This is a genomic window from uncultured Williamsia sp., assembly GCF_947494875.1.
Lineage (GTDB): Bacteria > Actinomycetota > Actinomycetes > Mycobacteriales > Mycobacteriaceae > Williamsia_A.
In genome coordinates, this window is the sequence record NZ_CANLWM010000001.1 from 337,603 (window position 1) to 358,185 (window position 20,583).

General features: G+C 70.3%; 21 protein-coding genes. 11 read left to right on the forward strand and 10 right to left on the reverse strand.

From position 1 onward, the window contains the following. Nucleotides 1-70 precede the first annotated feature (70 nt). Complete coding sequence (locus tag Q1A98_RS01780; protein WP_299569409.1) at nt 71-1,876, forward strand: hypothetical protein; 1,806 nt, start codon at nt 71-73, stop codon at nt 1,874-1,876. Between the two features lie 4 nt (nt 1,877-1,880). On the opposite strand, the gene Q1A98_RS01785 is transcribed toward Q1A98_RS01780, so the two are convergent. Continuing rightward, a complete protein-coding gene (locus Q1A98_RS01785) occupies nt 1,881-2,093 on the reverse strand; it encodes a TOBE domain-containing protein (protein WP_299569411.1) in 213 nt (70 codons plus the stop codon). A 151-nt stretch (nt 2,094-2,244) separates the two neighbouring features. On the opposite strand from Q1A98_RS01785, the gene Q1A98_RS01790 reads away from it, so the two are divergent. From Q1A98_RS01790 to Q1A98_RS01800, 3 genes are read left to right on the forward strand one after another with little or no spacing between them, the layout of a single operon-like run. After that, complete coding sequence (locus tag Q1A98_RS01790; RefSeq protein ID WP_299569412.1) at nt 2,245-3,390, forward strand: acyl-CoA dehydrogenase family protein; 1,146 nt, start codon at nt 2,245-2,247, stop codon at nt 3,388-3,390. Between the two features lie 29 nt (nt 3,391-3,419). Further along, nucleotides 3,420-4,181 carry an SDR family oxidoreductase gene (locus Q1A98_RS01795; RefSeq protein WP_299569414.1) on the forward strand — a complete coding sequence of 254 codons (762 nt, stop codon included), beginning with the start codon at nt 3,420-3,422 and terminating at the stop codon, nt 4,179-4,181. Then, nucleotides 4,178-5,188 carry a DUF1524 domain-containing protein gene (locus Q1A98_RS01800; RefSeq protein WP_299569415.1) on the forward strand — a complete coding sequence of 337 codons (1,011 nt, stop codon included), beginning with the start codon at nt 4,178-4,180 and terminating at the stop codon, nt 5,186-5,188. The genes Q1A98_RS01795 and Q1A98_RS01800 overlap by 4 nt, the downstream gene beginning before the upstream one ends. A gap of 24 nt (nt 5,189-5,212) precedes the next feature. Here the strand turns inward: Q1A98_RS01800 and Q1A98_RS01805 are convergent, their stop codons facing one another. From Q1A98_RS01805 to Q1A98_RS01825, 6 genes are all read right to left on the reverse strand, one after another. Then, nucleotides 5,213-5,983 carry an SDR family NAD(P)-dependent oxidoreductase gene (locus tag Q1A98_RS01805; RefSeq protein WP_299569416.1) on the reverse strand — a complete coding sequence of 257 codons (771 nt, stop codon included), beginning with the start codon at nt 5,981-5,983 and terminating at the stop codon, nt 5,213-5,215. Nucleotides 5,984-5,989: 6 nt separating this feature from the next. Next, entirely contained in the window at nt 5,990-6,436 is a 447-nt protein-coding gene (locus Q1A98_RS01810; protein WP_299569417.1) for a hypothetical protein, read from the reverse strand. Beyond that, nucleotides 6,433-7,035 carry a molybdopterin-dependent oxidoreductase gene (locus Q1A98_RS22345; RefSeq protein ID WP_366943313.1) on the reverse strand — a complete coding sequence of 201 codons (603 nt, stop codon included), beginning with the start codon at nt 7,033-7,035 and terminating at the stop codon, nt 6,433-6,435. Before Q1A98_RS22345 ends, Q1A98_RS01810 begins: the two co-directional genes overlap by 4 nt. Beyond that, a complete protein-coding gene (locus Q1A98_RS22350) occupies nt 7,032-7,508 on the reverse strand; it encodes a hypothetical protein (RefSeq protein WP_366943315.1) in 477 nt (158 codons plus the stop codon). Before Q1A98_RS22350 ends, Q1A98_RS22345 begins: the two co-directional genes overlap by 4 nt. A 113-nt stretch (nt 7,509-7,621) precedes the next feature. Further along, nucleotides 7,622-8,380, reverse strand: a complete 759-nt coding sequence (locus Q1A98_RS01820) for an enoyl-CoA hydratase/isomerase family protein (protein WP_299569418.1) — start codon at nt 8,378-8,380, stop codon at nt 7,622-7,624. Between the two features lie 53 nt (nt 8,381-8,433). Then, nucleotides 8,434-9,102, reverse strand: coding sequence for a peroxiredoxin-like family protein (locus Q1A98_RS01825; RefSeq protein WP_299569420.1), 669 nt, complete (start codon nt 9,100-9,102; stop codon nt 8,434-8,436). A gap of 103 nt (nt 9,103-9,205) precedes the next feature. Between Q1A98_RS01825 and Q1A98_RS01830 the strand changes: the two genes are divergently transcribed. The 5 genes from Q1A98_RS01830 to Q1A98_RS01850 are packed head-to-tail and all read left to right on the forward strand — an operon-like array spanning nt 9,206 to nt 15,311. Continuing rightward, the gene (locus tag Q1A98_RS01830; RefSeq protein ID WP_299569422.1) at nt 9,206-9,838 is read left to right on the forward strand and encodes a TetR/AcrR family transcriptional regulator; all 633 of its coding nucleotides are present in this window, start codon (nt 9,206-9,208) and stop codon (nt 9,836-9,838) included. Between the two features lie 44 nt (nt 9,839-9,882). Beyond that, on the forward strand, nt 9,883-12,768 hold the full coding sequence (locus Q1A98_RS01835; protein WP_299569424.1) for a DEAD/DEAH box helicase: 2,886 nt from the start codon (nt 9,883-9,885) through the stop codon (nt 12,766-12,768). Further along, complete coding sequence (locus tag Q1A98_RS01840) at nt 12,765-13,538, forward strand: hypothetical protein (RefSeq protein ID WP_299569426.1); 774 nt, start codon at nt 12,765-12,767, stop codon at nt 13,536-13,538. Before Q1A98_RS01835 ends, Q1A98_RS01840 begins: the two co-directional genes overlap by 4 nt. 11 nt (nt 13,539-13,549) lie before the next feature. After that, nucleotides 13,550-14,428 (forward strand): alpha/beta hydrolase, encoded by an 879-nt coding sequence (locus Q1A98_RS01845; protein ID WP_299569428.1) that lies wholly within the window; start codon nt 13,550-13,552, stop codon nt 14,426-14,428. Between the two features lie 28 nt (nt 14,429-14,456). Continuing rightward, entirely contained in the window at nt 14,457-15,311 is an 855-nt protein-coding gene (locus Q1A98_RS01850; RefSeq protein WP_299569430.1) for an alpha/beta fold hydrolase, read from the forward strand. 158 nt (nt 15,312-15,469) lie between these two features. Here Q1A98_RS01850 and Q1A98_RS01855 read toward each other — a convergent pair whose 3' ends face one another. Together Q1A98_RS01855 and Q1A98_RS01860 are read right to left on the reverse strand one after the other, a co-directional pair. Then, the gene (locus Q1A98_RS01855) at nt 15,470-16,720 is read right to left on the reverse strand and encodes an FAD-dependent oxidoreductase (protein WP_299569432.1); all 1,251 of its coding nucleotides are present in this window, start codon (nt 16,718-16,720) and stop codon (nt 15,470-15,472) included. 39 nt (nt 16,721-16,759) lie between these two features. After that, nucleotides 16,760-18,517: an NAD-binding protein gene (locus Q1A98_RS01860; RefSeq protein WP_299569433.1), complete on the reverse strand. Its 1,758-nt coding sequence runs from the start codon at nt 18,515-18,517 to the stop codon at nt 16,760-16,762. 109 nt (nt 18,518-18,626) lie between these two features. On the opposite strand from Q1A98_RS01860, the gene Q1A98_RS01865 reads away from it, so the two are divergent. Both Q1A98_RS01865 and Q1A98_RS01870 read left to right on the forward strand, forming a co-directional pair. Beyond that, nucleotides 18,627-19,208: a TIGR03086 family metal-binding protein gene (locus tag Q1A98_RS01865; protein WP_299569435.1), complete on the forward strand. Its 582-nt coding sequence runs from the start codon at nt 18,627-18,629 to the stop codon at nt 19,206-19,208. 9 nt (nt 19,209-19,217) lie between these two features. After that, on the forward strand, nt 19,218-20,051 hold the full coding sequence (locus tag Q1A98_RS01870) for a hypothetical protein (protein WP_299569437.1): 834 nt from the start codon (nt 19,218-19,220) through the stop codon (nt 20,049-20,051). Here Q1A98_RS01870 and Q1A98_RS01875 read toward each other — a convergent pair. Further along, on the reverse strand, nt 20,048-20,575 hold the full coding sequence (locus tag Q1A98_RS01875) for a hypothetical protein (protein WP_299569438.1): 528 nt from the start codon (nt 20,573-20,575) through the stop codon (nt 20,048-20,050). The genes Q1A98_RS01870 and Q1A98_RS01875 overlap by 4 nt on opposite strands. Between the last annotated feature and the right edge of the window lie 8 nt (nt 20,576-20,583).

Here is a 20,583-nt window from a genome sequence, read left to right on the forward strand (position 1 = left end):
CACGCCCTCGGACCTCCCTCTCGGGGCGGTTTTGGTCTGAACTGCGACGTTCATTTGTAAGGTTCAGTACATGACGCCGACCTCGCCGCAGATCCGCGGCCTGACCTACAGCACCATCGGGCGGAATCTCGTCGGCACGATGCATGGGGGATCCGAACCTCGACGGGTATACCTCGCTCACCCCGGCCGGTTGCGGATCGAAGACGGTGGCGGGAACCCGACGTGGATCGACACGCCGACCGACTCCTGGGCCATTCCCGCCGGCGACAGTTCAGCCACCCACCGGGTGAAGAACCCCCACACGCTCGTCTCGTACACCGGACTCGGTCACCACCACCTCTTAAAGCCACACCGGTCGTGGCCGGTCGAGAACCGATTCGGCCAGTCCGACATCGGCGAACCCGATTCCATTCGAGAGACGACGGTCCGCGGGCGGGTGGGATACGAACTCGCCTTCCCCGGTGAGGGTTCCGCGATCACCGTCGTGATCGACGCGGAGATCGGGGTGGCGCTCCGGCGGGAACAGGGCGGTGAGGCGGTCGAGCTCTCCGATCCGGGGATCGACATCCACATCGACCCCGCGCTGTTCCGGTGGGACGGCCCTGTCGTCGACGAGGACGACCCGACGGTGTCCGACGAACAGCGCGCACACGAGGCGAAGATGCGCGCCGTCGCCGACATGCCCACCACCGTGGTCGGCCATCTGCCGGTCACGGTCAGCGGCTCCCCACTCGACGGAGACCCGCTCACAGGTGCGCTCGATCTCAGCGTCCACGGCCAATCGCCCCAGATCATCGTCCGGCGGTGGCTCACCGAGCTGCCGGAGCCGGAGGTCCCGTTCCACGTCAGCCACATCGAACACACCTGGCGCCGTGAGATCGCGCCCTGGACGGTGGAATTGCGCGCGCACGGCCCGCTCGACGACGGGGAGGTCGAGCGGATCGTCGAATCCCTACGCCTTCCCGAACCGCCCGATGACGTCGCTGTGCTGCAGCAGCTGGACGCGGCACGACGAGACCAAGCCGACACCGCTGCCCTCCGTGAAAGCCTCGGAACTGGGAAGTCTCTCTCCGACCTCCTGGGCAGCGAGTACGCGCCGTCGTTGTTGATCCGCACCGACTTCACCGACGACGTCCGCTGGCGCGCTGTGGCGGAGGCAGCGATGGCTCCCGTCGAGAGTGGTGACTCCCAGTTCCCGACCTTCGAGGCGAATCTCGTATGCGTCGACAACCCGGAGAATGAGGGACTCTCACCATCGGACTTGGTGGACCGAACGGGAGACGACCCGCCGTTCTACGCCTTCATCGCCGATGCGCAGTCGATGACCGACCCCGAGATGTCCATCCTCGTCGTCGATCTGGGGCGGACGGAATGGGGCCACGAACCCGGCCGCACGTTCCGCGTCATCCCGTCCGAGATGTGGTCGGTCGAGAACAACCTGTCCATCTCGAACATGGACTTCCGCTCGTTCGCCGATGCTGTCGACGACGACGGGGTCTTCCGTGGGTTCCCTCCGCCGCCACCGGTCGTGACGACCATGAGTCGAGACGACCTCATCGCCCTGTCGGCGACGAATCGGTCGACGCAGGCACTCGTGCGGTTCGCCGAAGACCTGGCGCGACTCGACAATGCGTATGCCGTCATCCAGGAGGATGAGCGCCAACGGCTGTTCGCCGCCGTGAGTGCGCTCGGCGAGGACGAGAACGAGATCCGAGACGGCGTCGACGAGTACCTGGCTGCGACCGCCCGCGGGGGGACCTGCCGTTCCGGCTTCGTCCAGATACCCGCCGGGCATTGGAGCATGGTGATCGATCCCGAGTCGGGCCGACTCGAGGCGGCGATGCTACGGAAGTACTCGCCACCCGAGGGCGACTGAGGTCCTACTCCACCCCGATGGTCACCTCGGTCGACTTCACGAGGACGGTGGCGGGCTGGCCGACGGTGAGGCCGAGTTCCTCGACGGCCTCTTTGGTGATGGAGGAGACGACGGTCTGGCCGCCGGGGTCGAGGGTGACCTTGACGGTCGCCATGACCGACCCGAGATTGATCTCGGCGATGGTCCCGGTCAGCTGGTTCCGCGTGGAGAGGCGCATGGTCGAGACGGTAACCGACGCGATGCGACCCAGGTCACACACACCGTTTTGACCTGCACGCATGTCGCGGCGCAGCATGGAGTCACCTGGAGCTACTCGCCGGTAACAACGGCTCGCCCGGGATCACCAGATCGTCTCGAGGAGTCACACCATGCGCAGGACGCTGTACGGACCCGACCATCGCGCCTTCGGCGAATCGGCCCAGGAGTTCGTGGACCGCTACGTCACACCGCGACACGAGAAGATCGTCGAACAGCGGTTCATCGACCGCGAGATCTGGAAGCATGCCGGCGAGCTCGGCTTCCTCGGACTCGAGGTCCCCGAGGAGTACGGCGGCTCGGCCGCCGGTGACTACCGCTTCAACGCGAAGTTCACCGAGGTGCTGTCCGGGGTCAGCGCCGCGATCCCGTCGGCGTTCGGCATCCACGTCGACATCGTCGCGCCGTACCTGGTGCACCTGACCACCGAGGAGCAGCGGCAGCGCTGGCTGCCCGGGTTCTGCACCGGCGACACCGTCACCGCGATCGCGATGACCGAGCCCGCAGCCGGCTCCGACCTCGCCGGGATCAAGACCACGGCGCGCCAGGAGGGGTCCGACTGGATCCTGAACGGTTCGAAGACCTTCATCACCAACGGCTACAACGCCGACCTCGTCGTCGTCGCGGTGAAGACGTCGCCGGAGAAGAAGGCCAAGGGCATCACGCTGTTCGGCGTCGAGAAGGGCATGGACGGCTTCGAGCGCGGTCGCAAGCTCGACAAGGTCGGCCAGCCGGAGTCCGACACGGCCGAGCTGTTCTTCTCCGACGTCCGCGTCCCCGCCGAGAACGTGATCGGTGAGATCGACCGCGGCTTCATCCACATGATGACGTTCCTCCCGCAGGAGCGGATGAACTGCGCCGTCTCGAATCTCGCGCACGCGCGGGCCCTGTTCGACGAGACCCTGACCTACGTCTCCGAGCGCAAGGCGTTCGGCCAGGCGGTCGGGTCGTTCCAGTACAACAAGTTCACGATCGCCGAGCTGTCGACCCAGCTCGACGTCACGCAGGCGTTCGTCGACGCGTGCGTCGCCGCGCACTGCGACGGCGAGCTCAGCCCCGCCGACGCCGCCAAGGCGAAGTGGTGGACCGCCGAGATCCAGAACAAGGTCCTCGACACCTGCGTGCAGCTGCACGGCGGCTACGGGTTCATGAACGAATACCGCATCGCGCAGGCATGGAAGGATGCCCGGGTGACCAAGATCTGGGCCGGCTCCAACGAGATCATGAAGGAGATCATCGGCCGCGATCTCGGTCTGTAAGGACAACCGTTCTCAGCGAGGAGATCGCCATGCCCGTGCTCGACATGTTCCGCCTCGACGACAAGGTCGTCATCGTGACCGGCGCGTCGTCGGGTCTGGGCGTTGCCTTCGCCCGTGCCGCCGCCGAGGCGGGGGCGTCGGTCGTCCTGGCGGCGCGACGCGTCGACAAGCTCGCCGACACCCAGGCGATGGTGGAGTCGCTCGGGGCCACGGCCGTCAGCGTCGCCACCGACGTCGCCGATCCGATTCAGGCCGCCGCCATGGTCGACGCCGCGATGGAGGCGTTCGGCCGGGTCGACGTGCTCATCAACAACGCCGGCGTCGGCACCGCGGTACCCGCAACCCGCGAGACCCCGGAACAGTTCCGGTCGGTCATCGACATCAACCTCAACGGCTCCTACTGGACCGCGCAAGCCGCCGCGAAGGTGATGCAGCCCGGCAGCAGCATCGTGAACATCTCCAGCGTTCTCGGGCTCACCACAGCGGGACTCCCCCAGGCCGCCTACGCCGCGAGCAAGGCCGGGGTCATCGGCCTCACCCGCGACCTCGCCCAGCAGTGGGGCAGCCGAAAAGGCATCCGCGTCAACGCGATCGCGCCGGGCTTCTTCGAATCCGAGATGACCGGGCAGTACGACGAGGGCTACCTCGAGTCGCAGAAGGCGCGCCAGCTGCTCAAGCGCATGGGAGACCCGGCCGAACTCGCCGCGACAGCCGTGTGGCTCGCGTCGCCCGCGGGCGGCTACGTCACCGGACAGACGATCGTCGTGGACGGCGGCGTCACCGTCACGTGACCCGACGCCGCCTGGGGGTCCTCACGGGGGTGGGTGTCGTAGCGGTGATCGCACTGGTGGGGCTCGTCGCGCCCGACGACTCGAAGCAGTCGTCGGACCAGGCGGCGGCGGTCACCGCCACGCGGACGATCACGACGACCACGTCGACGTCGCCGGAGACGACGACAACGTCCCCGCCGTCGTCGACCACCGCGGAGCCGGGAGCGGCGACGGCGGCCCTGGCGATGCTGGAGACGCTGCCGGTGAAGGGTCGAGCACCCAAGACCGGCTACACGCGTGCGCAATTCGGGCAGGCGTGGTCCGACGATGTCGACGTCGCGCTGGGCCACAACGGGTGTGACACCCGCAACGACATCCTCCGCCGCGATCTCACCGCGATCGTCGCCAAGCCGGGCACCCGTGACTGCGTGGTGCTGTCCGGGACGCTCGCCGACCCCTACACCGGGCGCCCCATCGCGTTCACCCGCGGAGAGCGGACCTCCGAGGCGGTGCAGATCGACCACGTCGTCGCCCTGTCGGACGCGTGGCAGAAAGGTGCGCAACAGCTCTCGGCCGAGGAGCGACGCGATTTCGCCAACGATCCCCGCAACCTGCAAGCCACCGACGGACCCACGAACCAGCAGAAGGGCGACGGTGACGCCGCCACCTGGTTGCCGCCGAACCGCGGCTATCGCTGCACGTACGTGTCCCGACAGGTCGAGGTGAAGGCCGCCTATCGACTGTGGGTGACCGCGGCCGAGAAGGACGCGATGGCCCGGACCCTCACGTCGTGCGGTGGCGCAGCGCCCGTCACGACGACGACCGAACTCCCTCCGCAACCGCCCCCGCCACCGACGACGACGGATGCCCCGCGTCCGCTCGTCCCAGGGGCGACCCCCGACGGCGGGTCCGCGTACTACACGAACTGCTCCGCGGCCCGCGCGGCGGGCGCGGCGCCGCTGCGCGTCGGGGACCCCGGGTACCGCGCCGCACTCGATCGTGACGGCGACGGCGTCGCGTGCGAATGAGCCGCTGCCCCTGAGCTGGTCGACTCAGTCCAACCGGATGCCCGTGAGCTGGGCGCAGTAGTCGAGCAGGTCCTCCTGCTTCTCGATCGAGTGGGCGTCGGGATGCGTCGCGGCGACCTGCTGGTGGTAGAAGTGCTGTCCGGTGACCAGGGCCTCCGGGTCGTCGCTCGTGGCCAGCCAGGCCTGCGTGACGGGGCCGGCCTCGAGATCGTCGGTCGCCTCGTCTCCGCCGAGCTTCGTCGGCACCCAGCCCGGTTCGACCGAGTTGACGAACGCGTCGGGCCGTCGTCGGGCCACCGCGAAGGCCAGCATGAGATCGAACAGTTTGCTGTCGGCGTAGGCCTGGTTCCCGTCCCATGGCCGGCGTGTCCACTGCGGGTCGGACAGATCTGCTACCCCGTTCTGGTGGAGGACGGAGCTCAGGTAGATCAACCGCTCGGACCAGGGCATCGATGCGGTGAGCACGTAGGGCGCGAGGACGTTGACCGCAAAGGTGCGGCTGAGGCCGTCCGGGGTCTCGATCCTCTCGGAGGCCCTGTATCCCAGCCCGACGTTGTGTATCACCGCGTCGAACGGTCCCGCGTCGGTGGCCTGCTCCGCGACGGACTTCATCCCGCCGGTCTGCGAGACGTCGCCGACGACGATGTCCCGTGCGTCCGGCACCGTCTGACGGGTCTCCTCGGCGCGTGTCGCCGAACGTGCGTGCAGGGTGACGTGGTGGCCGTCGGCGATGAGCCGTTGCGCCGCCATGAGACCGAGTCCGTCGGTCGATCCGGTGATGAAGATGCTTGCCATTCGGTGTCACTCCTTGTCGTGAAGGGATGGGGATGATGCACGGCCGCGCACGATCAGGACGATCACCAGCGCCCAGGTGATGAGGACCGCGACGGTCAGGCCGAGGCCGTAGGGGCGGTCGAGGATGGTGCCGCTCTCGTCGTTGCCGGGCGCGGCCTGGGACGCCGACCGCGGATAGAGGACGGGGAGCGCCAGGAGCAGCAGCAACAGCGTGGCCGACGTCCCGGCCAGGACGGGCGGCCACAATCGTTGCGGTAGGACGGCTTTCACCCCGTGACCGGCAGCGATGCAGGCAGGGGCGAACACGGCGTCGTGGGCGACGAGTCCGGCTATGAGCCACACCGCGATCGAGATCTTGTCGGCGGCGCTCATATCCCAGAGCAGCGACAGCCCGAACCAGCCGACGGGTAGCGCGCCCAGGATCAGGATGAGGCGCACGATGCGGGTGATCATGTGACCTCGATCCGGGACAGCCACTTGGTCTGGAGGACTCCGGGACGGTTGGGGGTGATCAGTCGGCACGGGAACCCGTGGTCGAGGGTGAGCGGCTGACCATGGAGCTCGAGGGCGACCAGGGAGGCCGGGTCGCGGGCAAAGTTCGCCGGGAGCACGCTGACGCCGTACATCCCGCGCTCGAGGGAGATGAAGCGGACGTCCCGGTCGGGGTCGCCCCCGACCATCGCGACGAGGTCGCGGACGCGGACGCCCCGCCATCCGGCTTGTGCGCTCCACCCCTCGACACACGCGATCGGGAGATCGCTCTCGTGCTGGGGCAGCCGCCGGAGCTGATCGAGGGTGAGCGACATCGTCCTGCCGTCGGCGGCGAGAGCGAGACGGTAGTCCGCACTCCGCGCGCCGTCGACGACGCCGGCCGCCGCCGCCGTCCGATTGACGGGAACCCCCTGCGGACCTTCACCGGAACGCGGGGCGAGGAACGACACCCACCGCAGGAACGGCACCGTCTGGCCCGCGAACGCCACCACCGCGAGGCCCGCGGCAGCGACCGAGCCACCCAGGATCGCCCGCCGCGACACCGTGTGCTCGCCCGTCATCGCGTCACCGGTTCGTTGTCGATCGCCTCGGTGGACTCGAGCGGAGACCGGAAGGCCGCCTGGATGATCGGCAGCTTCACCGCGATGTGCACCATCAGCGCGGCCACGACGACGAAGGACATCGCGTAATGGGTCGTGGTGAAGAAGAACTTCCACGGATAGAACTGCGCGGTGTTCATCAGTCCGGTGAACAGCTGGAAGATCATCGAGCTGACGAGCACGGCGATCGACAGGCGTTCCAGTGCGCGCAGCGGCGTACCGATGACCGGTCGGGCGAACAGTCTCGGGTACACGAGTTGCAGCTTGATCAGCAGCAGCGGGATCGCCGCCGTCCCGGTGATCACATGCAGCCCCTGGCTGACGCGGTAGAGCCACGGCGGGTTCGACGGGAACCAGAACCAGCTCGGTGGGTGCTGGATCCAGTGGCTCAGCAGCCCTGTCGCGAGACACACCGCGACGCAGATCCCCAGCATGAGCCCTACCCGGGCGACGATCCTCGGGCTTCGCGGTCCGACGTCGCTCTCTGGCGCGGGTGGTTTCGTGAATCCGATCGCGTACAGCGTCGCAGCGACCTCGGCCGGCCGGATCATTGCTGGTAGGCGAGATCCGCAGCGGTGAGACCTTCCAGCGCCATGCCGAAGGGCACGCCTTCGACGATGCGCCGCAACAGCTTCTGGTTGAGGGTCTGCTTCTGCAGCGACCGGTACAGCTGGGGCTTCGCGGCGAGCGTGCGCGCGAGTTCCAGTCCGCGGGTGTACGCCTGGTCATGAGCGACGACCTCGTTGACCACGCCCCACCGCTCCGCGGTCGCCGCGTCGATCGTCTCGCCGGTCCAGAGCAGCCACTTCGCCCGCGCGGTGCCCGCGATCTCCTCCCACACCACCTGCAGTCCGTCGCCGGCGGTGATGCCGAAGGCGGGATGCGGGAAGTCGCCGTAGGTGGCGCGCTCGGAGGCGATGTGGATGTCGGTGAGCAGCAGGTATTCCGAGTGGACGGTCGCCGGCCCGTTCGCGACGCCGACGACCGGCATGGGCAGGCTCAGCAGCCGCTGCAAGACGGCGAGCCCCTCGCGGCGGATCTTCTCCCACACGGCGGGCTTGTAGATCTCGCCCAGGCTGTCCCCGTCGATGCTGTCCATGAAGACATCTCCGGTACCGGTCATGACGAGAGCCCGGTTGTCGGTGTCGAGGGCGATGGCCTCGAGGGCCGCCGGGAGGTCCTCATGTGTCTGACCGGTGAAGGTCACGGGGCCGCCGTCGGTGTGGAACCGCATCGTGAGGACGCCGTCGTCGGTGCGTTCGAAGGCGAGGTTCTCGAATCGGGTGAAGTAGGCGGGGTCTGACATGGGTGAACTCCCTGGGGGTGAGATGTCGTGAATTGCTCGGTGGCCGAACGGGTTCAGCGCTTCAGGTCGTCGACTGCCGTGATGATCTGCGCCGACTCCGTGCGCGTCGTGTAGTTCGGGTGCACGTCGATGAACCGCACCGTGCGGGTCTCGTCGATGACGACGACGGTGGGGAACGGCAGTTCGGCGGTGCCGTCGGCGTTCAGCTCGGTGACGTCGAGTCCCAGCTCGCGCTGCGCCGCGAGGGCGTCGGGGTTGGTCGGCGCGATGATCCCGAGACTGCGGGCGACGGCGTTCCCCGGGTCGGACAGGACCGTGTAGGTCAGCTCGTCGCTCTCCTGGACGCTGAGCGACCCGTCCGGCTTCTGCGGGCTCAGGGCCACCAGGGTGACACCCCGCTCCTCCAACGCGGGTTCGAGTTCCTGTTGGTAGGCGCGCAGGGCGATGTTGCAGAACGGGCACCACGCGCCCCGGTAGAACACGAGAACGGCCGGGCGACCGCCGAGTTCGTCCGAGAGCCGTGTCGACGACCCGTCGACCGCCAGCACGTCGGCGTCCGGGAGCGTCGTGCCGACGGCGGCGACGTCGTCGGGGACGCCGGCGGCGTCGAGCGCGTCACGGTCGGCGTCGAAGGCGTCGGAGACCGCGGCCGGGAACTGGATGCGGGATCCCTCCAGGGTGGCGGTCAACTGGTCGGTCATGGAGTCCTGCGCTGCAGTCATCGTCTCGTCCTCGTGTCGGCTGTACCGGGGGCGCCCCCCGGTGATGATCACCGTGCCCCGCAGAAACTGGATTGTCCACTCCAGAAAAAGGTAGGGTGTGCGCATGACGACCGACGCGCTGCGCACCAGCACCGGACGACCGTTGACGAGTCGGGGCCGACGGACGCGGGAACGCATCGTCACCGCGGCGGCGGAGTTGATGCTCGACGTCGGCGTGAGCGGCACGACGATGGAGGACGTCCGTGACCGCGCGGAGGTCAGCAGTTCGCAGATCTACCACTACTTCTCGGACAAGGACGAGCTCGTGCGGGCGGTGATCGCCTACCAGGACGAGACCATCGTCGGCACCCACGAGGGGGTGTTCGCCGAGCTCGACTCGCTCGACGGACTGCGCCGGTGGTGCGCGGGGATCGTCGAGTACCAACGGCTCGGAGGGTGTTCGGGCGGGTGCCCGCTCGGATCGCTCGGCGCGCAGGTCGCAGAGACAGATCCCGACGCCCGTGCGGCGGTCGCGAGTGCGTTGACCCGGTGGGAACGCGCGATTCGTCGGGGATACGACTCGATGCGGTCCCGCGGAGTCCTCGCCGACGACGTCGACACCGCACCACTCGCCCAGTCGACGCTCGCCGCGCTCCAGGGAGGTCTGTTGATGGCGCAGATCCAGCGCAGCACGGCACCGCTCGAGGCGTCCCTCGGCGCCGTGGTGCGCCACGTCGAGCTGCTCGCCGTCGGGTGACGGACCGCGGCGTCGATGTCGCACCCGCGTGCCACCATGGGCCGGTGAGTTCCACCCCGCCGACGCACGCGCTGTGGCGGCCGGGGGTCGGGCTGTCGCTGTGGTTCACCGACCCCTCCGGGGCGGTGACGTCCGAGCCCGGTGACGACCTGCCGGCTCCCGTCGCCGGGCTGGTCGACGGGAGGTCGCTGCGTCGCACGGTCGCCATCCGCATCGGTGAGGCGACGGTGCACGCGGGCACACTGACCCTGGGCCCGGCGGCGGCCGTCGCCCTCCTCGACGATCCCGACCTCGGTGACTCCCCCGGTGGCGAACTCGTCTTCTATCGCCATGTGACGCAGGCAGTTCGACGATTCGTCACGTCCGGCGCGGTGGCGCCGTCGGTCGCGTGGGTCGGTGGCTCCTGGAGTGTCCGGTGGATCCCGGTCCCGACCACCCGCTGGCGGACATGGCTGTCGCAGGCGTGCGCCGCCGCACCTCAGGTCGTCGTCGACAACGGTGGCGCCGAGGCCGTCGACGACTTCTGCCGGGAGATCGTCGACCTCACCTGCCGGGAACGATGCCGGGACATCCCCGCCGGCGCGGTGCGGTCTCCGTTCGTGCGGTCGCTGCTGCTGGACGCGGAGAGCGCGATCGCCTCCGACCGCGCATCGGCTGCGTCACGCATGTGGCAGGACTGGTCCGACACGGTCCGCGAGGGCGAGAGCTCGCTGGTGCTGCGGCTGCACGAGCCGACCGCCCCCGCCGATCCCGACCTCGTCGAGATGGACGCCGAGTACTGGCGACTCCAGGTGTGCCGACGCACCGCCGACGGCGACGAGCCGCTCGAGATCCGGCGGCTGTCGCCGCTCGAGCTCGACGAGATCACCACCGAGCTCGCCGGCGCGGTGCGGGTGTTCGAGCCCCTCGCCCGCGCCGGTCACGACGACCACACCCTCGACTTCCTGCTCGACACCGAGACCGTCGGCGCCCTCCTCGATCACGGCGCAACCGCCCTCGGGGACTCCGGCATCGGGGTCCTGCTGCCGCGGACGATCGCCGTCGCGACGCCCACACTGTCGCTGCGCGGTGTCGCGCCCGGCGCGACGGTGCAGCGCTCGGTGATGGCGGGACTCGCCGAGATCCGGGACTTCCAGTGGCAGCTGGCTCTCGGCGACACCGTCCTCGACGAGGGCGAGCTGCGCTCACTGGCCGAACAGAAGGGCAGCCTCGTCCGTGTCCGCGGGGTGTGGGTGCGCGCCGACGGCGCGTCGCTGCGCCGGGCCGCGGAGTTCATCACCACCCAGCAGGCGCTCGCGGCGTCCGGTCATCCCCCCGACATGGGCGAACTGTTCGGGCTCGTCACCGGCTCCGGCGGACCCGGCATCCCCGTCAGCTCGGTGTCGGGCCTGTCCTGGCTCGACGACATCGCCGATCAGGGCGCGGTCCGGCCGGATCCGCGGCCCGTTCCCGACACCCTCGTCGCCGACCTCCGGCCCTATCAGCACCGCGGCGTCGAGTGGCTCGCGCACCTGTCCGACCTCGGGATCGGGGCCGTTCTCGCCGACGACATGGGACTGGGCAAGACAATCCAGGTCATCGCACTGCTGTGCGGGGAGCGCGAAGACCGGGCCGACGACGGGCCTGGTCCGACGCTCATCGTGTGCCCGATGTCGGTGGTGGGCAACTGGGAACGCGAGATCGCACGCTTCGCACCGCATCTGCGGGTGCTGGTCCACCACGGCCCGGGCCGGACCCGCGCCGCGCGGTTCGCCGCCGCCGTGGCGACGGCCGACGTCGTGGTCACGACCTACGCCATCACCGTCCGCGACAAGGAGTCGCTCGCGACGGTCGACTGGGAACGCGTCGTCGTCGACGAGGCCCAACACGTCAAGAACGTCTCCACCGCTGCGGCGCGCGCCGTCCGCGCGGTCCGCGCACGCCACCGCGTCGCCCTCACCGGCACACCGGTGGAGAACCGCCTCGAGGACCTGCGTGCCGTCGTGGACCTCGTCAATCCCGGACTGCTGGGGTCGCCGTCCGCCTTCAAGGCCCGGTTCGCCGAGGCGATCGAACGCGAACGCGACCCCGAGGCGGTCCGACGCCTGGCCGCGATCACCCAGCCGTTCATCCTGCGGCGCGTCAAGACCGACCCCGCCGTCGTCGCGGACCTGCCCGCGAAGACGGAGCTCACGGTGCGCGCCAACCTCACGGTCGAGCAGGCGGCTCTCTACCGCGCCGTCACCGACGACCTCATGGCGGCGCTCGGGAAGGTGGAGTCGGACGCGACACACGAGGGCCACCGCGTCCGGACGGTCCTCGCCGCGCTGACGCGACTGAAGCAGGTGTGCAACCACCCCGCCCACTTCCTCGGCGACGGGTCACCGCTGCTGCGCCGCAACGCACACCGGTCTGGCAAACTCGAACTCCTCGCCGACATCGTCGACACGATCGTCGCCGACGGCGAACGCGCCCTGCTGTTCACACAGTTCACGGCGTTCGGAGAGATGCTCGCGCCGTGGCTGGCCGCCCGCCTCGACACACCGATCCCCTTCCTGCACGGCGGGGTGGGGCGCACGGCACGCGACGGGATGGTCGAGCAGTTCTCCGCCGACGACGGTCCACCCCTGATGATCGCGTCGTTGAAGGCAGGCGGCACCGGCCTCAACCTCACCGCGGCCAATCACGTGCTGCACGTCGACCGCTGGTGGAATCCCGCCGTCGAGGACCAGGCGACCGACCGCGCCCACCGCATCGGGCAGCAGCGTGAGGTGGAGGTGCGCACGTTCGTGTGCATCGGCACCATCGAGGAGCGGATCGACGCGATGATCCGGGACAAGCGGACGCTGTCGGACCTCACCGTGACGTCGGGGGAGCACTGGCTCGCCGACATCGGCGACGACGAACTCCACGACCTCATCCGCCTGCGTGACGAGGCGGTGGGCGAATGAGTCCCCGGGGCAGAGGATCTCGACGCGGCGACACGCCGCTGCGCGGGTACGGTCGCACGTCGTGGGCACGTGCGGTGCTCGACATCGCCGACCGTCCCGCCGACACCCGCCGGGTGAACAAGGCACGCAGCTACTTCCGTGAGCGGACTGTTCACGACTTCCGCGTGCACCCCGGCGTGGTCAGCGCCCTGGTCCAGGGCAGTCAGCTCGACCCGTTCGAGACCGCTCTGCGGTTCCGCACCGTCGAACCCGACACCGTCGTCTCACTGCTGCGGGCCCAGGACGCCACCGACGATCTCCTCGCGGTGGCCCGCGGCGAGCAGCCCGCCACGCTCGGCGCGATGGTCCTGCCCACGGAGGCAGCCGATCTCACCGTCGAGTGCTCCTGTCCCGACGACGAACCGCACTGCATCCACGTACTCGCCGTCGCCTACGAACTCGCAGCCCGCATCGACGACAGCCCGGGGGTCGCGCTGGCGATGATGGGTGCCGACGTGCCCACGCTCCTGACCCGGATGCGCGGCGAGCCCACCGCAGACGAGTCGACGACACGTCGCGATGACGCCCCTCCTCGCCGGCCCACCGACGATCCGTTCGCGGTCGGGGTGCTGCCCCCGCTGCCCACCCCGCCCGACTTCGACGTCCTCGCCGAACTCGACACGGACGGGCTGGCCCGGGCACTGCGCGCATCGGGCGTCGCGGCGCTCGACGTCGCCGAGGTCACCGACGAACTCGCCGAGGTGCTCGCGCGCGTCCGCGAGCGTGGGTGACGATCGTCGTCATGGCCAGCCCGATGATGCACCTGACCGCAGTAGTCGTCCGCGTGCGCTATCGGCGACGGATGCGCACGGCCGAGCATGCGCGCCGCCGGATGGCGTCGCCCGGTTCGCCTGCCGATCCCCCGTCGTCGCTGCGACGGAACCACACGGTCGAGGAGACGGCCGTCGACGGATTACGGTGCTGGACCGTCACACCGGCCGCGCCGACGGGCCGTGGGGTTCTGTACCTGCACGGCGGCGCCTACATCGCACCGATCACCGGATTCCACTGGCGCCTGATCGAGCGTCTCGCCGACGCGGGTCTGCGGGTCGTGATCCCGCTGTACGGGTTGGCCCCCGCCCACACCGCCGCCGAGGCCTTCCCGTTCGTGCGGAGATGCTTCGACGATCTCGTGCAGGACGTCGGTGTCGAGAACACGACGATCGCCGGCGATTCCGCCGGTGGCGGTCTCGCCCTGGGAATCACGCAGGTCCTCGCGGCCGACGGCATCCGTCCGGCGCGACTGGCCCTCATCGCGCCCTGGCTCGACATCGCCCTCACCGACCCCGGCGTCGACGACATCGCGCGGCACGATCCGTGGCTCGTCCCGGCCGGCCTGCGCGAGGCCGGACGGGCATGGCGCGGGGAGCTGTCCCCCGAGGACCCGCGGGTCAGCCCCCTGCGGGGTCGCGTCGAGGGACTGCCGCCGACAACGGTGTACATCGGTGACCGCGACATCTTCCTGCCCGACGCCCTGCACCTCGTCGACGACATCCGCGCTGCCGGCGGCGAGGTGGAGCTCGTCGAACAGCCCGGCGCCGTCCACGCATACCCCCTCACCCCGACGCCCGAGGGACGGGACGCGTCGCGACGGATCGTTGCGGAGGCCGTCGGGATGTGACGGCCGCGGCAGGTGTCAGGATCGGACGATGACCGACCGCATCACCGAGTTCCGCACCGGCGACCTCGTCTTCGACGTCGTCGACACCGGCCCCATCGACAGCCCCGGCGCCGACGGCGCCGTCGTCGTCGCGCTGCACGGTTTCCCGCAGACGAAGGAGTCGTGGCGTCGTGTCTCCGCGGGCCTCGCCGAGCGGGGGATCCGCACCGTCGCCCCCGACAAGCGTGGATACAGCCCGCGCGCTCGTCCCCGAGGTCGACGCGCATACGCGATCCCCGAACTCGTGTCGGACGTCGCCGCGCTCGTCGACCGGGTGGGCGGGCCGGTGCATCTCGTCGGCCACGACTGGGGCGCCATCGTCGGGTGGGCGGTGACGGCGCAGCGCCCCGAGCTGGTGCGCAGCTACACGGCGTTGTCGGTGCCGCACCCGGCCGCGTTCCTGACGGCCCTCGGGACGTCGTCGCAGGCGCTGCGCTCCTGGTACATGGCTGCGTTTCAGATGCCGGTCGTCCCCGAGCGGACCGTGCGCGCGGTGCGATCGCGCCTCGAGGCCTCACTGCGGCGCAGCGGACTCGACGACGAGAGCCTCGCTGTCGTGCGCGAGCGGGTCGTGGGCACCGACGCCCTCACCGGCGGCATGAACTGGTACCGCGCGATGCCGTTCGGGTTGGGCAGCGCCACCGGCGACATCACCGTGCCGACGACGTTCATCTGGGGTGCGCGCGACGCGTTCCTCACGCGGACCGGAGCGATCGAGACCGCCGCGCACGTCCTCGGGAAGTACCGCTTCGCGGTCGTCGACGACGGCGGGCACTGGCTCCCCGAGACGCACCCGACCCTCGTCGCCGAACTCGTCGCGGACCGCATCGACTCGACCCGCTGACCGCTGACTGCCCGTCGAGACCCGTCGAGCGTGCATCAGATGCCGTCGAGCGTGCATTCGATACGCGCCACCGGTCAGACTCCGCACGCTCGGCGAGATCTACTGCACGACCGGGGAAATCCACTGCACGGTGGACGGGATCTGCTGCACGGTCGGGGCTAGAGGAGGCCGACGACCGTGCGGGCCGCGCGCGCGCCGGAGACCATCGCGCCCTGCAGCGACGGGGTGTCGCGATGGTCACCGGCCATCACGGTCCGTTCCCCGACCCGCACCGGTCGACGGACCGGCAGGCCCGGCACCTGCGCGGGCAGGGCGCGACGGATGACGTTGCGGGTCAACAGCTCCCAGCGGCTCGTCGACGTCTGCCAGAGCCGCGCCAGCTCAGATCGCACGACGCTCTCGTCGACCGGTTCGCCGCCACCGAGCACGGCACTGGCCTGCACCAGCGATCGGTCCGCCGGCGCGTATCCCGGAGCGATCGCGCTCATCACCGCGGTGTTCGCCAGCGGCCCGCCCGACCCGGACACCCGCAGGAACGCATCCGACAGTCCGGGCTCGGCGGCGAACCACCACGTCGCCAGACCCCGCATCGGGGAGGTGTCGACACCGGTGAGCGTCGCGGCGTCGACCGCGTCTCCCGCCACGACGACAGCGCGCGCGACCGTCGACCGTCCGTCGCCCGTCCGCACCGTCACCGACGATCCCGCCTCGTCGATCTCCTCGACCTCCACGCCGTACCGGAGTGTCGCGCCCGACGACGCGGCGAGTTGGTCGGACAGTGCCTGCATGCCGTCGGCGGGCACCCCGGGCGTCGCGCGCAGGAAGCTGCGCAGGACCAGCCGCACGTACCGGTCGGACGTCGTGCCGTCCGCGTCGGCGAGCACACCACTGAGGAACGGCAGCAGCACGGAGTCCCGGAGTGGGCCTGTGACGCCGTAGCGGTCCCAGTCGTCCCCGACCGCCGCGTCGGGTCGCGCCTGGAGGCGTCGGACCGGGCCCACGGCGGGCAACGCCCATCGCACCGCGCCGGCGACCGCCCGGGGCCGCATCAGTCGCATGGACGCCGCCGAGGCGACGGTCGCGCCGAGGAGATCGGGGTGGCGGATCGGATCGGCCAGCGTGTGCACGGCACCGTCGGCGTCGACGACCCGCACCCCACGGCCGGCGACCTGCAGGTCCAGCGCGTCCAGATCGACGTGGCGGCGCACCGCGGGATACGAGGGGTTGATCAGCTGGAACCCGCGATCACACCGGAATCCGTCGACCATGTCGGTGCGCACCCGTCCGCCCGGACGGTCCGATCGTTCGAGGACGAGCACGTCGAGGCCGCGTCGACGCAGCGCCCCGGCACATCGCAGCCCCGCGAGGCCCGCGCCCACCACGACCACGTCGACGTCGATTCCGCTCACCCGACCATCGAACCATCCGCGGCGTCTGCGCCGGATCCCTCAACCGACCCGCTGGTGCTCGAGGACGGCGAGCAGCTCCTCGTGGGGACCGACGACGTAGGCCTCGTCGCCCGCGGCGAACGCGGTGCCCCGTCGTGGTGGGTACTCCAGGTCGCCGCTGTCGTGACGGCGGATCGCGATGACGCGCGTGTGCGCCGAGAGCTCCTGCATCGCGACGCCCACGAGGCCGCCGTCCGGCGCGACCCGCAGCCGCCCCACCACGAAACTCGTCGACTGCGCGGTGAACGTGCTCAGCACCTGCAGGCCCAGCGCGGCACCGACGAACCACGGCACCGCCAGTTCCGTCGTCGACCGCACGTGCCGGAACCCGAAGCGGTCGGCGACGGCGTCCCCCATCGCGCGGTCGAACACGCGCAGCACCATCGGGACACCCCGCTCACCCGGGCGCCCCGACCAGGCCTTGCCGAGGGCACCGCGCACCGCGATGCCGGTCTCGATGTTGACCATGTCATCGCTGGTGAGCACGGCGACCGCGCCCGCGGTGTGCACGCGGGCGTCAGCGAGCGTGGAGGGCAGCGTCGCGTCACCGATGACGACGGGGATCGACGCGGCCGCCGCCGCGGACAGGAACCGGTTGTCCGACGCGCGTTCGACGATCACCACCTCACGGCCGCGCGCCGCGATGTCGCGGGCGACGCGGATCCCGAACGCGCCCAACCCGATCACCACCACGTGGCCGGTCATGAACCGCGCCCGACGACGCCCGGCCGCCTCCGCGATGCGGCGGGAGATGAGCAGTTCGGCGAGGAACGCCATGACCATCGCGGTCGTCGTGAGGCCGAGGAACATCAGCACGATCGAGAAGATGCGCAGTGCGACAGCCTGATCGGAGAAGGTGAAGTCGCCGTAGCCGACCGTCGCGATGGTCTCGGTGCTGAAGTAGACCGCGTCCAGGACGCTCATGCCCGGCTTGCGATAGAAGAGCCGCAGGATGGTCGTCGACACGGCCAGCAGCAGGACGAGCACCACGAGCATGCGGAAGAAGTTGGGGTTCGCGTCGCGGACGAACGACCGCACCGCCGCCCGTGCGCGGCGCACCACCCCGGGCGGTCGGGGTCGTTGTCCCTCCTCGGACTCCTCGTCGATCCGGACGCCCCGCGCGGCGAATTCGTCGGCGGTGCCGAGCATCGTCGCCACGTCACCCGCAGACACGCGGTGATCGCGACCGGGACATGCGAGCACCGCGCCGTCGCCGGCGGTGACCGCCAGCGGCGCGAGATCACCGAAGATCTCCCTCAGGGTGCCGTCGCCCTCCACCGGGACCGTCGCCGCGACGACGTCGATCCCTGCCGCGGTGATCCGATGGGTGGTGATCCCCAGGCACGCCTCGACGACCGACGGGGCGGCGAGGTCCGCGACGTCGAGGACGGTGTCATGGTGGCCGTCGTCGGTCGCGGCGAGCGCGCCCCCGACGGTCGCGTTCGCCAGCCGGGTGACGATCCGGACGTCGGGGCGCAGTCGGCGGGCGACCAGCGCGGTCTCGAGGTTGGCCATCTCGACGTCCTCGACGCACACGACCGCGTCCGCCGTGGCCAGTCCGGCCTCGACCAGCGCGTCGCCGATCGGGCCGGGACAGACGACGACCCTCACCCCGCGCCGCGCGGCCTGCCCGACGGCATCCGCGCCGCGGACGACGACCGTGACGGGGGCGCCTGCGGCGAGGAGGTGCTCGGTGACGGGGACCGCGATGCCCGACTGGCCGCAGACGATCACGCCGGACCCCACCACAGTCGCCACCTCCGCCCACCGCCTCGGGTGAGGGGAGAGTACGACGATCAGACGGTCCGCGATGAGTTCCCGACGCGGGGACGGTCAGAACGGGTGACCCCGACGGAAGGCGCCTGCGATGTTCGACCTCGAACCGGCCACGGCCGAGATGACCCGACTGATCGGTGACGTGCGCGACGACGATCTCGCGCGACCGACGCCGTGCGACGGCTGGACCGTGGGCGACCTGATCGCGCACATCCACCAGTTCGTCGACGTGTTCACCTGCACCGGACGCAAGGACCCAGTCGACCCGCCGCAGCATCTCGTCGACGACTGGCGCTCGGCGATCCCCGCCCGGCTCGCCGAGATGGCAGACGCGTGGCGCGACGACGCCGCCTGGGTGGGCGAGGTCGCCGTCGGCGGCGTCGCGATGTCGTCCGCGGACAACGCGGTGGTCGCGGCCGAGGAACTGACCGTCCACGCGTGGGATCTGGCCCGCGCGACGGGCCAGCACTTCACGGCGCAGCCCGCGATGCTGGATCGCGTCGAGGAGTTCCTGGTGATGTTCGCGCCCGGGACCGACGAGGGGTCGTTCGGACCCGCCGGACAGGGCCCCTTCGGGCCGGTCGCGCCGGTGCCGTCGGACGCCGACAGGTTCGACCGCGCCCTCGCGGCCACCGGACGCGACCCGCGGTGGGCCGTCGGGGGTGGCGGTTAGGCTGCCGCCATGCCGTCGTGGGGCGAGTTGGTCGGGCGCAACGCCGCGGCGGAGGCCGTCCACGTCGCGGGCACGCTCGTCGTCACCGAATCACCCGACGAAGCGGTCCGATACGACTTCCATCACGCGCCCGGCGGTCGGTGGCGAATCGACCAGGACGGTCAGACCATCTACGTCGCCGGCCCCGCCGGAACTGTCGCGCGGGTGGATGAGGAGATGCGCGTGCTCGACGGACGCATCCGGATGGTGATGCTCGGCACGCAGTTCACCCCACTCGACCTGCTCGGTGCCGACTCCATGCTGGGGAAGATGAGCAGCGACGTGCGCCCGGTCGGCGATGCCCGGCCGGTCGAGGTCGGCGGGCGGTCGTCCTGGTCCGTGCCCGTCGCCGCCCCCGGGCAGGCCACGCTCCACATCTCGATCGACGATGCCACCGGGATCGTCGCCCGGGTGTCCGACGACGACAGGACATTCCTGCAGCTCGACGAAATCAGCGAGCTCACGTCCTCGAGCGACGCCCTCTTCGAATGGGACGGCCCCGTCGGTGAGCCGATCACCGGGCGCCCGAAGCCATCCCAGGACGCTCCCGACCTCGATGAGGAGATCGCCTTCACGCGGGCAATGGTCACCGCGCAGGAACTCGCCGGCGACGTCATGGCGGCGATGAGCACGGCTAGGGGTGAGTCTGAGGCCCGCGCCGCGCTGGCCGAACTCCTCGACGTCCCGGACCACATCGCCGACCCCGTCGCCGCGGCACGCATCTCCCTGTTCCGAGCCGACATGGCCGCGCAGACCCGACGCACCCTGCGGACCCTCGAGGAGAACCGCAGAGCAGGGATCTAGTCCGGCAGACCGATCACGTCGAGGACGGTGGTGCGCGGGAGCAACCCGGCGTCGATGCCCCACAGGGTGCGCGCCGCTCGGAGCGAGAGCGCCAGCGACTCGCACCGCCACGGCGCGATGTCGTCGCGGCACGCCCGGCCGGTGAGGACAAGGGTGTGCAGGCGCGGCAGCTCCCGCATGTCGAGCATGTGCGGGTTCCGCGTGACGGCAAGGGGACCGAACTCGACGCCGGTGAGCCCTGCGGCCTCGATCGCCGAGCGCATGCCGTCGGTCACGGCGTACAACCCCTCGACGGCGACGACGGCGTCGGAGACGGGGAAGTCGAGCACGGCGTGACCCGACGTGGCGCGCGGCGGATTGTGCGAACGATCCCACGTCGCACCGACGAGCCGGCCCGGTGTCGTGGGGCGGAGTCGGTAGTGCACAGGTGAGTCGACGCGGACGAAGGACTCGAGCTGTGGATCGCCCTGCGTCGGAGCTGTTTCGATGGATCGGACGGTGATGGTGTCGACGGGTGCGGCCATGCATTCGA

Coding starts and splice junctions, on each gene's coding strand:
- Q1A98_RS01820 (WP_299569418.1), bottom strand. CDS start 8,380: ATGTCAGACCCCGCCTACTTCACCCGATTCGAGAACCTCGCCTTCGAA.
- Q1A98_RS01810 (WP_299569417.1), bottom strand. CDS start 6,436: ATGATCACCCGCATCGTGCGCCTCATCCTGATCCTGGGCGCGCTACCC.
- Q1A98_RS22350 (WP_366943315.1), bottom strand. CDS start 7,508: ATGCTGGGGATCTGCGTCGCGGTGTGTCTCGCGACAGGGCTGCTGAGC.
- Q1A98_RS01870 (WP_299569437.1), top strand. CDS start 19,218: ATGCCGTCGTGGGGCGAGTTGGTCGGGCGCAACGCCGCGGCGGAGGCC.
- Q1A98_RS01780 (WP_299569409.1), top strand. CDS start 71: ATGACGCCGACCTCGCCGCAGATCCGCGGCCTGACCTACAGCACCATC.
- Q1A98_RS01785 (WP_299569411.1), bottom strand. CDS start 2,093: ATGCGCCTCTCCACGCGGAACCAGCTGACCGGGACCATCGCCGAGATC.
- Q1A98_RS01850 (WP_299569430.1), top strand. CDS start 14,457: ATGACCGACCGCATCACCGAGTTCCGCACCGGCGACCTCGTCTTCGAC.
- Q1A98_RS01825 (WP_299569420.1), bottom strand. CDS start 9,102: ATGACTGCAGCGCAGGACTCCATGACCGACCAGTTGACCGCCACCCTG.
- Q1A98_RS01795 (WP_299569414.1), top strand. CDS start 3,420: ATGCCCGTGCTCGACATGTTCCGCCTCGACGACAAGGTCGTCATCGTG.
- Q1A98_RS01875 (WP_299569438.1), bottom strand. CDS start 20,575: ATGGCCGCACCCGTCGACACCATCACCGTCCGATCCATCGAAACAGCT.
- Q1A98_RS01865 (WP_299569435.1), top strand. CDS start 18,627: ATGTTCGACCTCGAACCGGCCACGGCCGAGATGACCCGACTGATCGGT.
- Q1A98_RS01845 (WP_299569428.1), top strand. CDS start 13,550: ATGGCCAGCCCGATGATGCACCTGACCGCAGTAGTCGTCCGCGTGCGC.
- Q1A98_RS01805 (WP_299569416.1), bottom strand. CDS start 5,983: ATGGCAAGCATCTTCATCACCGGATCGACCGACGGACTCGGTCTCATG.
- Q1A98_RS01790 (WP_299569412.1), top strand. CDS start 2,245: ATGCGCAGGACGCTGTACGGACCCGACCATCGCGCCTTCGGCGAATCG.
- Q1A98_RS22345 (WP_366943313.1), bottom strand. CDS start 7,035: ATGACGGGCGAGCACACGGTGTCGCGGCGGGCGATCCTGGGTGGCTCG.
- Q1A98_RS01830 (WP_299569422.1), top strand. CDS start 9,206: ATGACGACCGACGCGCTGCGCACCAGCACCGGACGACCGTTGACGAGT.
- Q1A98_RS01840 (WP_299569426.1), top strand. CDS start 12,765: ATGAGTCCCCGGGGCAGAGGATCTCGACGCGGCGACACGCCGCTGCGC.